We start from the raw sequence: 13,151 nt of genomic DNA, 5'->3' as shown, positions 1-13,151 counted from the left end.
GGGAGCCCTGGGACGTCCGCGGGAGCCCAGGGGAGTATGTGCGTCGTTGCCCGGCTTGGAGCGACAATGTCGCTGAACGCCTGGGCGGTGCTGGCGGCTTGAGAGATTACTGCGATGGGGCTGGTGTGGGATCGGTCTGGTGAGCGCCGGGGAGGCCGGGGAGCCCGGCTGAGCGGTATTCCGGCTAGCTGGGCGCTATTCCGGCTAGCTGGGCGCCATGCGCATCTTGCCCTCGCCTGAGACAGTGACCTTTGCCCGGCTTGCAGCGACAAACCATCGACAGTTGCTGCGGCTAAATAACTTTCAGCGACATTGTCGCTGAAAGGCGGGCAACGATGCACATACTCCCCGGGCTCCGCGGGAACCCCGGGCTCCGCGGGAACCCCGGGCTCCGCGGGCCCCCGGGCTCCCCGGGCTCCGCGGGCTCCGCGGGCTCCGCGGGCTCCGCCGGCTCCCCGGGCTCCGCGGGCTCCGCGGGATCCGCCGGCTCCCCGGCGCCCGGATCCTCCCGAAGACGCTACGATTCAACCCCGCGGGCGACGGGGCGCCCGGGATCCGAACTCCACTCCGACCAGGACCCCGGGAATAGTGCGGCCTCGTGGCCGGCGGCGGCCAGCGCGGCGATCACCACGGTGGCGGTGACGCCCGATCCGCAGTAAGCCCCGACGGGCACGGCCGGATCGATACCGCGCTCGGACAACATGCGCGCTAGCCCCGCATCGTCCAGGAATGTCCCGTCGGCCGTCAGCAACGTCGCAAAAGGCAAATTCTTCGCGCCGGGAATGTGCCCGCCGACCGGATCGACGGTTTCGGAGTCACCGGTATAACGCTCCTTCGCGCGCGCATCGAAGAGCGGCACGTCGCCCGCGCCGGCTTGCTCGGCCGTCAAGGTGGGCCGGCTGCCGGCATACAAATCCTGCTGGGGCACAGTCACATTCCCGGATTGCGGGTCCACCGCACCGGTCTCCACGGCGCCACCGGAGGCAAGCCACGCGGCCCATCCGCCGTCCAGGATCCGCACGTCGGGCAGGCCCGCAGCGGTCAGCACCCACCATGCCCGCCCGGAACCGGCCCTATTCCAGTCGTCGTACACCACCACCGGTACGCCTTCGCGAACTCCCCAGCGCCGCAACGCTTCTTGCAGCTTGTCCCCAGACGGAAGGGGGTGACGTCCACGCCCGGTGATGCTGTGATCGCTGAGTTCGTCCTCCAGGGACACATACACCGCGCCGGGTATGTGACCGTCCAGGTAGGCGGGGCGCCCATCGGGAACATCGAGTCGCCAGCGCACATCGAGTATCGCCGGAGGCCCGCCCGCATGGATGCGCTCGGCTAGTTCGGCGGGCGTGATGAGCACAGCGTTGCGAGAATTCATCGGTCCACCGTATCCGGCTAGGCGTAGGCTCCTGACGGATAGCAGCGGCAAACGGGAGCCGGGATGGGCAACACATATCGGGTCGCGCATGTCGGCACCGGTTACACCGGGTCGATCGCGCTCAGACAGATCCTGCGGGCACCGCACCTGCAACTGGTCGGCCAGTTGGTGCACAGTCCCGAGAAGGTGGGCCGCGATTCCGGTGAGCTGGTGGGCGAACCACCGGCCGGCGTCCTGGCAACCGACAGCATGACGGACTTTCTGGCACTGGAGGCTGACTGCGTCAGTTACTTCGGCGCGGTCGCCGGCCGTGCGGGCAGCGCCGTCATCGACGATCTGTGCGGCCTGCTGGCCAGCGGGAAAAACGTCGTCATCCCGTCTTACCCGCCGCTGTTCCACCCCGCATCGCTGGACGACGCCACGCGAAACCGACTCGACGCGGCCGGCCGTCAAGGCAACAGTTCGCTGCTGGCGACGGGGATTGCGCCCGGCTTCACCAGTGACATGCTCGCGCTGCATGCCGCCAGTATGAGCGCGGATCCCGCAAGAGTCGTTGTCCAGGAACGTATCCCGTGCGGCTCCTACAGCGTGCCCGGATTCTTCACGATGCTCGGCTTCGGCCGCACGCCCGAGCAGGACGCGCGGATGTACCCGCCGGGGGCGATGGTCCCACACCTCGAGCCGCCGCTGCGGCTGCTGGCCCAAGGCCTCGGGATGACGGTCGCGGCCATCCATGAGCACCGCGACGTGGCAGTGGCCGATCGTCACTACAGCTTCGCGGCCGGTGAGATCACGCCGGGCACCATCGCCAGCGTGCGGATGAGTTTTGACGTCGTCGTCGGAGGTCAACCGCGCATCCATTATTCGTCGATCTGGTCCATGCCCGAGGAGCCGGTGGAGGATTGGGCACCGGTGATCACACCCGGCAGCCCCAGCCGGCGGTTCACCCGGATCACCGTCGAGGGGGAACCGCCGGTGCAGCTCGACTTTTCACTCAACGGCGGCGACCTGCCCGGCTCGGCAGCAACCGCGGCGCGGGTGGTCAATGCGATACCGGCGGTGCACCGCGCGAGGCCGGGACTGCTGAGTTCGCTCGACCTCGTCATCGGCGCAAACGCGGGCACGTGAGAAGACAGTGCCGATCATCTACCTGATCACGTGCGCGCTGGTTCTCAGCCTCCTGACCGCAATCCCAGCTGCGGCGCTACCCGACACGAACTGCACCCTGAAGACACCGGTGCGGGAAGTGCAGAACCTGAGCCAATTGCCAACCGAACTAAGCAAACTACTCCCGGCAATTGCCGACATCGGTGCGCCGTTCAACAAGACGGATTCGGTCGATGACCCGGATCTGCCCTTCCGGCGCCTGATTCGGGCCGGCAGCCACGGGGATGACTGGTTCGTCTGGTACGAGCACGGCGGCGTGGGCTACTTCTGGCAGGCCGTGGTCGCGCGGGCGCCGTCCAACGGGCCGGCGATCGTACTTGCCGACGCCGGAACCGTTTCCGACGCGCTGTGCACCTTCACCGACGGTGTCCTGGCCGGGCGGGTACCGCCCTACCCGGCCGGTACCTGGGCGGCCGGCGCCCTCTGAATCACAACTCCACCAGCGCTTGGAGCCCCTCCAGGTAATGCTGGAGGGACGTGTGAGCCAGGGTGACGCCGACTCTGGTGGCGCCATGTTCGAGCGCTTCACCGATGAGATGGCGGGCGCGGTCCGGCTCCTCGAGCGGGGCCACACGGCCTGGGGCGCCGAGTATCACCTCGAAACCAGGTGGAATATCGAAGCGGCCCAACCACTCTCGTGCCTGCTCCAAAGACACACTGAAGGGTGCCCAGCCGTCGGCCAATGTGACCGCTCGACGTAGCGAGCGCAGCGTGCGGCCGCCGACCCAGATGGGAAGGTGCTCCTGTACCGCGCTCGGGTCGACGACCATGCCGCCGAACGAATAGAACTCACCGCGGTAAGCCGGTTCGGGTGACGACAGAGCCGCACGCAGCGCCCGCAGGGCGTCATCACCGCGCGGTCCGCGATCCTCGAACGGCGCACCGATGAGGTCGAACTCTTCTTTGAGCGACCCGACGCCGACACCGAGGACGAGCCTGCCGTTGCTGATCCTGTCCAGGGTGCCGTAACGCTTGGCGATCTCCAGCGGATGGTGATAGCCCAGCACCAAGACGTTGGTGGCCAACCGGATTCGGTGTGTCCGGGCGGCGAGATACCCGAATGTCGCCAGTGGATCCCAATAGCGGGTCCCGCGGCGGCCCCGCTCGCCGGCGGGCAGCGCGATGTGCTCGCTGCAGGTCAGGTGGTGGTAACCGAGGCGGTCAGCGGACTCGGCAATCGTGGCGACGTCCTCGATCGTGGCATCGATCTCCCAATCGGCGCTGACGCCGGGGAACATGGTCAGCACGGGCGTCGAGATGGACAGCTTTGCCGCCGAGATGCTCATCGCGCTAGATTCTAACAGTGCTCGAATTGATTCGAACGTGGCTCGAATGACGAGCTCGGTCCGCCGGGCATACGGCGAGCTGGACCGCGCCCGAGTGGTGTCCGCGCTGCGCGAGCTGGCGCGGCGCAGCGGCGTGCAGCGGGTGACGATGCGGGAGTTGGCCGCCGAACTGGGCGCCGCGGCACCATCGGTGTACTACCACGTACCCGGAAAGCAAGCGGCTCTGGATCTGCTCGCCGAATCGGTGCTGGCCGACATTCCAGTCCCGGCTGCCGGGCCCTGGGATGCCCGGCTTGTCGAACTATATTGCGCGGCACGCGAAGTCATCCTCAGTGTGCCGGGTGTGGCGGGGATTCTGCAGACGGGCGCCGGCGGGGAGCGCGCCCGTCGGCTCGATCGGCTCAGCCGTGCATTGCTCGCCGAGGCCGGGCTCACCAAAGCAGCTGCCGCCGCCGCACACACGGTGCTGTACACCTACCTGCTGGGCTCGGTGAGCTTGGCGGAGGCGCGCGGTCAGCGCGATTCCAGCAGGCGGTTCCGTGCCGGTCTGGATGTGGTCATCGCCGGTATCAAGGCATCAGAGGGGGAGTCATGACCGTTCCGAGACTGGGTTCGCTGGTGGTCGAAAACCAGGACAGCCAGGCCGATCGAGACGCCGCGGCCGTCCTGGATCCCGACACATTCGTGGTGGGTGCCCCGTTCGACGCGCTCGCCAGACTGCGCGCGGACGCCCCCGTGCACCCGGTGCAGATGTCCGGACTGCCCCGTGCGTGGCTATTGACCAAGCACGCCGACGTGCGACTGGTCAGCCGCGACACGGATACCTTCACCAGCAGCAGGGGCAACACCCTCGTCGAGGTCGCGGCCGGCCCCACCTCGGCGATGCTGCCGGGTATCGACCCGCCGCGGCATGTGCACTACCGCAAGCTGATCAACCAGGGCTTCACCGCCCGCAACGTGCTGCGCCTGGAACCCCACATGCGACAGGTGGCCCGCAGGATCGTCGCCGACATCAAGGACAAAGGTGAGTTCGACGCGGTGCCCGACATTTCTGCGGAGATGTCGCTGCAGGTCATCGCCGACGTGCTCGGCGTGCCGGCCGAAGACCGGCTGGAGGTGTTCCGCTGGAGCAATGCGATCGGAACCCTGGGCATCGAGGATCCCGACTACGCGCCCACACCCGAAGCGCTCGGGCAGGCGGCGGCCGAGATGTTCTCCTACTGCAACGAACTCGTCGCGCGGCGACGTAAGCACGGCCTGACCGACGACATCCTGTCCGCACTGCTGGCCGCTGAGGTCGACGGCGAAAAACTCAACCGCGACCAGCTCAACGAATTCTTCCTGCTGCTGGCGATTGCCGGCAACGAAACGACGCGAAACACGCTGAGCCACGGCATCTTGGCGCTCTCGGAACACCCCGAACAACGGGCACTGCTGTCCGCGGACCGCGACGCCGTCAAGCCCGCGGTGGAGGAATTGCTGCGCTGGGCGACGCCGGTGATGCACTTCCGGCGCACCGTCACCCGCGACGTCGACATCCGCGGGCAGCGGATACCCGCCGGGGATTGGGTGCTGATGCACTACCTTTCGGCCAACCGTGACGAGGAGGTGTTCGAGGAGGCCGATCAGTTCGACGTGACCCGCACCGACGCCGGGCATGCCGCGTTCGGGGGCGGCGGCGTGCACTTCTGTCTCGGCGCCCAATTGGCCCGGCTCGAGTTACGTGTGCTGCTGGAGGAGCTGTATCCGAACGTGCCGGAACTCACCGTCACCGGACCGCCGGACCGGCTGCGGTCGTCGTTCTTCCATGGGATCAAACGGCTTCCCTGTAGCACCGGTTAGTCGTCGGGGTGGCCAGACCAGCGCCGCAGCGACAATTGCAGATTCTGTTCCGCGGAGCCACTGAATTCGTCGGCGGCCCAGGCGACATAACCGTCGGGCCGGATCAACATCGCCGCGGCGGCTGGTTCGGCGATCGCGCCACGCACTATTTCCACCCGGTGAGACCACCCGGCGGCCGCCACCGCGGCGCCACCACCGCACAGGTCGAGCAACACCGCGCGCCCCTGATGCAACAGATCGGCGACCCGCCGGCCACCATCCAGCGTCAGGTCGGGAACCAGGCGCCCGGCCAGGGGATGGTCATCGCCGACGTCGTAGCGGACGTCCGAGCCTGCCAGCAGGTTGGCCATGTGCCGCAACACCGTTGGCATGCTGAACAGTTCACCCAACAATTCGCGCAGCGCACCCACCTCCGGCCCCGGCGCCATCAGCGCGGTCTGCGCCAGCGAATGCATCATCACCCGCTGCCCGACCGGGTAGCGCTCGGACTGGTAGGTGTCGAGCAGCCCCGGCGGTGCCCACCCGTGGATCTCCGCGGCCAGCTTCCAGCCGAGGTTCACCGCGTCCTGCAGGCCGAGATTCAGGCCCGGTCCGCCGATCGCGCTGTGCACATGGGCGGCGTCGCCCAACAGCAGCACGCGACCGTCCCGGTAGCGCTCGGCCTGACGGGTGTTCCACCCGTTGAGCCGCCGAAGGGCATGTGGTCCATCACCTTTGGGTTCGTTGATCGGCAGATCGACACCCAGCACTCGTCGTGCGCTCTCCCGTAGTTCGGCCACCGTCATCGGGGTGTTCTCAACGGGCGGGCCGACTTCGAACGTGCCGAACAACGGCCTACCCGGTTCGAACTCCGCGTATATCAACCCGCCCCGATCCAAACGGGTATGGCCGAAACCGAGTCTGCCGAAGCCGGGGATTTCCAGGCCGCCGTGCCCGTCCCGCAGCCCCTCGGGGATGTGCACGTGCGCGAGCCGGGCCACGGTGGGTGAGGTGCTGCCCGGGAAGTCTATGCCCATCGCTTTGCGAACCGGACTGCGCCCGCCGTCGGCGCCGACCAGGTGATCGGCGACGATGGTGTAGTTGCATTCGGGTGAAGAGACCCGCACCGCAACGGAGTCCGGTCCGGCCTGCAAGCCTGTGAGTTCATGCCCCCAGCGCAGATCGACACCCAGGTCGCGCGCCCGCCTCTCCAGTAACCGCACCAGCCGCGGTTGAGAGATGCGCAGCGCGTACATCGGGTTGTCGGCCAGGCCGGAAAAGCTCAGCGGCATCGCCGCAAACATCCAGCCGAGGCTCGGTTGCGGCGGGCCCGGTTCACCACTGAAGGTCTGGTACAGCCCCCGGTGATCGAGCATCCGAACGACCTGGCCGACAAGGCCGTTGGCTTTGGGCTCCAAGCTCGGGCCGGGCAGCAGATCCAACACCACCGGTCGGATACCGGTGAGCGCAAGCTCGCAGGCCAGCATCAGCCCGTTGGGGCCGGCACCGGAAATGACGACTGGGCTTTCTCGACGGTCATGAGCGTCGGACGGGCATGGGCAGACCGGCGGCGACGGCGGCCAGTCCGTCGCGGATCAGCGTGGTGATCGCAACCGGAGGATCGGCCGCCACATAGGCATCCGCCGCGGCGTCGCCGACGGCACGCACGACAGCGACCACCAGGCGCGGATACATGTCGCGCCGGGGGTCGGTGCCGGTGCGTTCGGCGATGGCCTCGAGCCACCCGTCGAACAGGTCTTTGGCCACCGCATCGCGGATTTGTGGGCTCAGCAACAACTTTCGGACCTCGGCGAGTTCCTGGCGGCTGGGCAACCAGTTCGCCTCACCGTCGAATTCGGCGAAGTCCTCTTCCAGGGGCGTCAGCACGGCGTTGGTGATTGCGGTCCACAACGGTTCGTCGGCGGGCCGGCGGCGCAGTTCGGCGACGCTGCGGCGCATCCGTTCGGTTTGCCGGTAGGCCAGCGCCTCGTATTTGCCGGCGAAGTAGTTGGTGAAGGTCCGCAGCGACACCCCGGCGAGGTTGGCGATGTCCTCCCGGGTGATGTTCTCCAGACCGTGGTCGAACGCCAACCGCAACGCCGCGTCACTGAGGGCGCGTCTGGTGTCGGCCTTTTTGCGTTCCCGCAGCCCCAAAGTGGTCACGGGGCACCACGATAGCCAGATTTTGCCTACCGGGCAAAAATGCCTGGCAGGCAGCTATCCTGCGTCAGCGGGGCCCAGCAGCCGCACCTCTTCCAGGTCCAGGGTGGACTGTAGTTCCCGCAGCACGATGTCATCGATATGGCGCTGGTCGCGAAGCTCGGTGATGGCCTGGCGTTTACGGTCCAGCACCCGGAGCCGGATCTCCCGGATCAGGTCACCCTTTTCGGCCAAGTGGTTGTTCGGCGAATCATCGGCACCGGCCTCGACGAGCATGGCGTGCTCCTCGTACTCCTTTTGCAGCCGGGCCAAGATCTTGGGGCCCGCACCGAGTTCTGCCGCGACCTCGGGCAGCGCCGCCAACGCCGCTTCGGCGCCGCGGGCACGGGCTAGCTGTACTTCCTCGGCGCGGGCGACATCCTCGGGCAAGTGGGCCCACCGCACGACGGCCGGCAGCGTGCTGCCCTGTACCAGGACGGTCACCAGGATGACGACCGAGACCACGAAGATGATCAGGCTGCGGTCGGGGAACGGGGCACCGGTGTGTGTTTCCAGGGGTATGGCCAGCGCCGCCGCCAGTGACACCGCTCCACGGAAACCGGCCCAGCTGGTGACGCAGCGTTGCCGGAAATCCACATGAGTCGGCGGGTGCCGCAGACTCTTGTCGATGGCGCGACCCAGCACGGTAGTGAGCTCGACCCACGCAAATCGGGTAAGGACCACCACGCCCGTAACGGCCAAGGCCATGTAGACGGCGTGCCGAATGCCGCCGTGCACGCCGACAATGCCGCGGATGTCGGCCGGGATGTTGACCCCGACGAACACCCACAATGAGCCGTTGAGCAGAAACGTCGTGATGTCCCAGAACGCAAACGACTGCAACCGGGACCGGGCGCGAATCACCCGTGGGCTGACGTAGGTGATCACGAGCGCGGAGATCAGCACCGCCACCACGCCGCTGGCGTGGAATTCCTCGGCGAGCAGGAACGCCGCGAACGGTGTCAACAGGCTCAAAGCGCCTTCTTCGAGTGGCGCGTCGATGCGGCGCCGCAACAGGGTGACCAGGCCGCCGACGATCAGGCCCGCCGCGATGCCGCCCAGGTAGGAATAGATGAACCGCCCGGTCAGCGCCAACGGGCCGACCGCGCTGCCACCGACGGCGACGGAGACGGTCACGCCGAACAGCACCAGCGCGGTGCCGTCGTTGATGAGGCTCTCTCCGCGTAACACGGTCAGCGCGCGTCGCGGCAGCTTTTTGGCGAGGCCGGCGACGGCAGCGGCGTCGGTCGGGGAGAGCACCGCACCCAAGACCGCGGCCGCGTGTGACTCCATTCCCATCGCGCGCGCTGTCCACGACACCGCGACCGCGGTGGCGATCACCAGGCCGACACTGGTCATCACGATCACCCGGATGTTGGCCTTGATCTCGCGGAAGCTGGTGTTCAGGCTCTCCCAGTACAGGATTGCGGGCAGGAACAGCAACAACACCAGCTCGCCCTGGATGTGGATGTTGCCGAAACGCGGGATCAGGCCGAGCAGCGCACCCAGGAAGATGAGCAGGACGGGGGGACCGACGCGGTACTTCTGGCCCAGGATGGTCCCCAGGACCACCGTGGTAACCAGCGCAACAATGACGATGAGCGCAAACACGTGCCCATCTTTGCCTATCGGTCAGGTGGTGTCGCTACGAGCAGTCGCAGCAGTCACCGCAGTCGCAACAGCAGCCGTCGCCCTCACAGCAGGTGTCACAGCAGCAGTCACACTCGCAGTCGCAGCAGCAGGCATCGGTGCAGGTGTTCCAGCAGCCTTCCTTCTTGGGCTGCACCTCGGGCGGAAGCTCGCCGGGAGCGCCCGGGAAGCTGCCGAACCCCTGATCGCCGAAATTGATGCCCTCCTGCTGGCCGTGCGGAGTGCCGGAACCGGGGTAGTTGGCGCGGGGAGCGGTGGCACCGAAGGTGCGGGATACCGCGCGGCGCAGCTCCTTGGTCAGCAGTCGCCGGGGTAGCCGTCCATCGGTGAAGTCCACGTCGTTGAGGGCCAGTTCGATACCGAGCACCGCGTCGTCACACAGCGCCCGAACCTGGGCGACGGGCGTTTCGGTGGCAACCAACGGATTCCACTTTCCGTGCGCCACGTCGTGGTGATAGTCCTCGACCGCGTCCAACAGGTGCGCGACCCGCCCGAACAGCTGGCCGATCTCGGTCAGCGGCGCCGTGTTGGCCGGGCGACCGGCCAGCACCGCGGTGTGGGCGAACGCCGCGGCCACGGCCGTCTCGGTCGGTTCGGTCACCTCGAGCAGCGAGCCGCCGGGTCCGGCCGCGGCTTCCAATGCGGTCTGGCGGTCCATCGCCGCGATCAGCACGCCGGCGTCAAAGCCCAACGTGTGGCCGGTATCGGTGCCTCGGCGCACCCAGCGTTCGGCGAGGCGGCGTGCCGCGGGCCGTACCGCGCCCACCCCGACCAGGCCGTCATGGTCGTCCACGTGGTCACGGACTTTGGCGGCGGCGAGTGCCAGCGACACGACGGCGGCCAGCCGAACGCATTCGCCGGTTGCCACGTCGGCGCGCTTCATGCCGCGAAGTGGGCACGGCCCGGCGGTGCGGCGGGTCGGTTGACTGTCCGATTGCGCTTCGACCAGAAGCGAGACGATCAAGCCGTCGTAGTTGGTCGCGATCCGGGCGGCCTGCCCATAGTCGTCGCGCAGCGCCAGGCACAGGCCGCACAATTGAGCTCGCCAGGCCGCGCTGAGTTCGCCGCCGAGCCGATGCCGGCACGGCCGAATGATGCCAAACACGCATTGAAGCTACCGGACGGTTTGCTGACGTGTGCCGAAATCGGTGTTCGGGTGTGGCGCGGTGAGTGGGCCGGTGGTGAAAGTTGGTGTGCCGATAGGGGTTTGAGCGCGCGCGGCATGCTGGGCTCGGCGCACTCGGTGCGCTCGCAGAGCCGCATCCGCGCAGTCCAGTTGTATTGCGCTGCCGAAGGTCTCGGCGGGCGGCGGTCATGGGGCTATGGTGCTGGGATGAAGGTCAGGTTGCTGGCGTCGACGGCAGCGTTGCTACTGCTGGTGGGGTGCTCGGGCGGGAACGGGAGGGCGGCCAAGAGCGTCGAGGTCTCCATTGACGACGTGCTGAACCAGAGCGCCATCAGCCGCGAGGTCACCTTGGCGGTCGGGGAGACGCTGAAGGTCTCGCTGGGAGCCAATCACAGCACCCCGTACCGCTGGACACCGGACCCGAAGATCGCGGACACCACCGTCCTGAAGCAGACCGGCCACGAGTACATCCACGCAGACACCGACCGGGTTGGTGCCCCCGGTACCGAGGTCTGGATGTTCACCACCTTGCGCCGCGGCAAGACGACCATCGTCGCCAGCTACGGCAGCATCGTGGGCGACGCCGCGCCGACATGCGTCTTCACCGCCAATGTGACGGTGCAATAAGTTCCCGCGCAATAGCTTTGGGATCAGGAGGAAGGATATGGCAGTGCCGGTCGAGACTGTGGTGGAGTTCCACTTCGATCCGATGTGCCCGTTCGCCTATCAAACCTCGGTATGGATCCGCGCGGTCCGTGAGCAGGTGGGCCTCACCATCAACTGGCGGTTCTTCAGCCTGGAAGAGGTCAACAGGGTCGAAGGCAAGAAGCACCCGTGGGAGCGCGACTGGTCCTATGGTTGGTCGTTGATGCGGATCGGCGCGTTGCTGCGCCGAACGGACATGGCGTTGCTCGATCAGTGGTATGCCGTGATCGGGCGCGAACTGCACGACCGCGGGGGCAAGCCGCACGATCCGGAAGTCGCCCGCCGGCTGCTCGTGGAGATCGGTTTCGATCCGGCGAATCTCGATGCGGCGCTTGCCGATCCGACCACCCACGACGAGGTGCGCGCCGAGCATCAGCGGGTGCTCGATGCGGGCGGCTTCGGGGTCCCAACGCTGTTCCTCAACGGGCAGTGCTTGTTCGGTCCGGTGCTGGTGAACCCCCCGACGGGTGTGGACGCGACCAAACTGTGGCAAGTCGTGACCGGCATGGCAGAGTTTCCGCACGTGTACGAACTGCAGCGGCCGAAGTCGGCGGCGGACGCCGAACTGATCGGCCGCAGCCTGCGGCCCTATCTCGACGGTCGGGACTGGGTCAGTATCAATCGCGGCGAAGTCGTCGACGTCGATCGGCTCGCCGGCCGCTAGACCATCGCGAACGGCGAGACCTTTGCCCCAATCGCCAAGGCGCCGGCCAGTTCTCGACTGGTGTCGTAGTCGAAGATGACGTGCCCGCTCAGCACGTCGACGTCTCGTTTGGCTCGCTGCAGCGGGTTGTCCAGGAAGTGCGCGCTGGCCCCCGAGGCCTCGAGCAGGTTGCCGATCACGCTGCGTGATTCCTTGACGATGTGGGCCGCCGCAAGGCGGGCGTCGGCGCGCACGGCACGCGGCACCCGATCTCCGGCCGCGATGATGGCCTCGATGCGCTCGATGTTGTCGTCCAGCAATCCCGGTAGTGCGCGCAACCGGACACGTGCCTCGCCCAGGCGCGCCTGGGCAATCGGTTTGTCCTTCTGTCGGCTGCCCTCGTAGGCGATGACGCGCTCGCAGAGCCGTTCGGTGAACAGTTCGAGCACGCGTTCGGCCGCTCCCAACGCCGGCATGGCGGCCAGAAAAGACAGTGCGGGCACCATCGGCCAGCGGTACAGGTCGGTGTCGTGCAGGTCTGCTCCCGGTGTGGTGCCTGCGTAAATGTCGGTGACGTTGACCAGTCGGTGCGTCGGCACGAACACGTCGGTCACGACGACGTCGTTGGAGCCGGTGGCGCGCATGCCGTCGGTCTGCCAGACGTCTGCCACCGTGAAGTCGGCGGCGGGCAGCAGCGCGAGCGCGGGGTAGATCGCGTCGTCGGGGCCGCAGAGAGCGCCGACGATGGTCCAGTTCCCTTCCATCACGCCGGTGGCCCACGACCAGCGCCCGCTGAGCCGGACGCCACCGTTGACAGGGGTGCCGCGCCCGGTGGGTGCCAGCGGCGACGAGGCCAGGAACGGCCTGCTCGCGAAGCCCTCCTCCTGGGCTTGCCGGTCGAAGAGGGCCAGCATCCAGTTGTGCAGGGTGAAGAATCCGGCCGTCCATGCGGTCGAGGCGCAGCCGTGTGCCAGGCGCCGAACCGGTTCCAGCAGGGACGGGAATTCGGCCTGGCAACCTCCGTAGCGGGCCGGCCTGAGTAGATCGAAAAGCCCCGACTCGCCCAGGTCGACCATGGTTTCGGCCGGTAGCCGCCGCAGGTTCTCGGCTTGTCGCGCGCGTTGTCTGAGTCGCTCGACGAGGGTATCGGAAACAACAGGTATGGCCACGGTCATTCAG

General features: G+C 67.4%; 13 protein-coding genes. 6 read left to right on the top strand and 7 right to left on the bottom strand.

The features are described 5' to 3' along the window. Positions 1–517: 517 nt before the first annotated feature. Positions 518–1,375 (bottom strand): sulfurtransferase, encoded by an 858-nt coding sequence (locus A5645_RS25825; RefSeq protein ID WP_065131509.1) that lies wholly within the window; start codon positions 1,373–1,375, stop codon positions 518–520. Between the two features lie 63 nt (positions 1,376–1,438). Between A5645_RS25825 and A5645_RS25820 the strand changes: the two genes are divergently transcribed. Both A5645_RS25820 and A5645_RS25815 read left to right on the top strand, forming a co-directional pair. After that, a complete protein-coding gene (locus A5645_RS25820) occupies positions 1,439–2,503 on the top strand; it encodes an NAD(P)H-dependent amine dehydrogenase family protein (RefSeq protein ID WP_065131508.1) in 1,065 nt (354 codons plus the stop codon). 7 nt (positions 2,504–2,510) lie between these two features. Then, the gene (locus A5645_RS25815; protein WP_253867147.1) at positions 2,511–2,969 is read left to right on the top strand and encodes a hypothetical protein; all 459 of its coding nucleotides are present in this window, start codon (positions 2,511–2,513) and stop codon (positions 2,967–2,969) included. 1 nt (position 2,970) lies between these two features. Here A5645_RS25815 and A5645_RS25810 read toward each other — a convergent pair whose 3' ends face one another. Continuing rightward, positions 2,971–3,828, bottom strand: coding sequence for a TIGR03619 family F420-dependent LLM class oxidoreductase (locus A5645_RS25810; RefSeq protein ID WP_065131507.1), 858 nt, complete (start codon positions 3,826–3,828; stop codon positions 2,971–2,973). A gap of 46 nt (positions 3,829–3,874) precedes the next feature. Here A5645_RS25810 and A5645_RS25805 point away from each other — a divergent pair, with 46 nt between their 5' ends. Then, positions 3,875–4,423, top strand: a complete 549-nt coding sequence (locus tag A5645_RS25805; protein WP_065034970.1) for a TetR/AcrR family transcriptional regulator C-terminal domain-containing protein — start codon at positions 3,875–3,877, stop codon at positions 4,421–4,423. Then, the gene (locus A5645_RS25800) at positions 4,420–5,670 is read left to right on the top strand and encodes a cytochrome P450 (protein WP_065131506.1); all 1,251 of its coding nucleotides are present in this window, start codon (positions 4,420–4,422) and stop codon (positions 5,668–5,670) included. The genes A5645_RS25805 and A5645_RS25800 overlap by 4 nt, the downstream gene beginning before the upstream one ends. Here A5645_RS25800 and A5645_RS25795 read toward each other — a convergent pair. The 4 genes from A5645_RS25795 to A5645_RS25780 form a co-directional block, all read right to left on the bottom strand. Then, positions 5,667–7,163: an FAD-dependent monooxygenase gene (locus A5645_RS25795; protein WP_301337004.1), complete on the bottom strand. Its 1,497-nt coding sequence runs from the start codon at positions 7,161–7,163 to the stop codon at positions 5,667–5,669. The genes A5645_RS25800 and A5645_RS25795 overlap by 4 nt on opposite strands. A gap of 22 nt (positions 7,164–7,185) precedes the next feature. After that, on the bottom strand, positions 7,186–7,803 hold the full coding sequence (locus tag A5645_RS25790) for a TetR/AcrR family transcriptional regulator (protein WP_065131528.1): 618 nt from the start codon (positions 7,801–7,803) through the stop codon (positions 7,186–7,188). A gap of 63 nt (positions 7,804–7,866) precedes the next feature. Continuing rightward, the gene (locus tag A5645_RS25785; protein WP_065034967.1) at positions 7,867–9,459 is read right to left on the bottom strand and encodes a Na+/H+ antiporter; all 1,593 of its coding nucleotides are present in this window, start codon (positions 9,457–9,459) and stop codon (positions 7,867–7,869) included. 34 nt (positions 9,460–9,493) lie between these two features. Beyond that, positions 9,494–10,603, bottom strand: a complete 1,110-nt coding sequence (locus A5645_RS25780) for a DUF5685 family protein (protein ID WP_065131504.1) — start codon at positions 10,601–10,603, stop codon at positions 9,494–9,496. Between the two features lie 228 nt (positions 10,604–10,831). Here A5645_RS25780 and A5645_RS25775 point away from each other — a divergent pair, with 228 nt between their 5' ends. Both A5645_RS25775 and A5645_RS25770 read left to right on the top strand, forming a co-directional pair. Continuing rightward, a complete protein-coding gene (locus A5645_RS25775) occupies positions 10,832–11,251 on the top strand; it encodes a protease inhibitor I42 family protein (RefSeq protein WP_065034965.1) in 420 nt (139 codons plus the stop codon). Between the two features lie 43 nt (positions 11,252–11,294). Continuing rightward, positions 11,295–11,993 (top strand): mycothiol-dependent nitroreductase Rv2466c family protein, encoded by a 699-nt coding sequence (locus A5645_RS25770; RefSeq protein WP_414467386.1) that lies wholly within the window; start codon positions 11,295–11,297, stop codon positions 11,991–11,993. Here A5645_RS25770 and A5645_RS25765 read toward each other — a convergent pair. Continuing rightward, on the bottom strand, positions 11,990–13,147 hold the full coding sequence (locus A5645_RS25765; protein WP_065131503.1) for an acyl-CoA dehydrogenase family protein: 1,158 nt from the start codon (positions 13,145–13,147) through the stop codon (positions 11,990–11,992). The two genes, A5645_RS25770 and A5645_RS25765, sit on opposite strands and share 4 nt — an antisense overlap. Positions 13,148–13,151 lie beyond the last annotated feature (4 nt).

This window comes from Mycobacterium asiaticum (assembly GCF_001673635.1).
Lineage (GTDB): Bacteria > Actinomycetota > Actinomycetes > Mycobacteriales > Mycobacteriaceae > Mycobacterium > Mycobacterium asiaticum_C.
The sequence above is the reverse complement of the archived record's forward strand: the minus strand, read 5'-3'. Positions and strand labels throughout refer to the sequence as shown.

What these genes read in the sequence shown, in the direction of transcription:
- A5645_RS25810 (WP_065131507.1), bottom strand. Translation starts at nt 3,828, where the DNA reads ATGAGCATCTCGGCGGCAAAGCTGTCCATCTCGACGCCCGTGCTGACC.
- A5645_RS25825 (WP_065131509.1), bottom strand. Translation starts at nt 1,375, where the DNA reads ATGAATTCTCGCAACGCTGTGCTCATCACGCCCGCCGAACTAGCCGAG.
- A5645_RS25820 (WP_065131508.1), top strand. Translation starts at nt 1,439, where the DNA reads ATGGGCAACACATATCGGGTCGCGCATGTCGGCACCGGTTACACCGGG.
- A5645_RS25800 (WP_065131506.1), top strand. Translation starts at nt 4,420, where the DNA reads ATGACCGTTCCGAGACTGGGTTCGCTGGTGGTCGAAAACCAGGACAGC.
- A5645_RS25805 (WP_065034970.1), top strand. Translation starts at nt 3,875, where the DNA reads ATGACGAGCTCGGTCCGCCGGGCATACGGCGAGCTGGACCGCGCCCGA.
- A5645_RS25765 (WP_065131503.1), bottom strand. Translation starts at nt 13,147, where the DNA reads ATGACCGTGGCCATACCTGTTGTTTCCGATACCCTCGTCGAGCGACTC.
- A5645_RS25775 (WP_065034965.1), top strand. Translation starts at nt 10,832, where the DNA reads ATGAAGGTCAGGTTGCTGGCGTCGACGGCAGCGTTGCTACTGCTGGTG.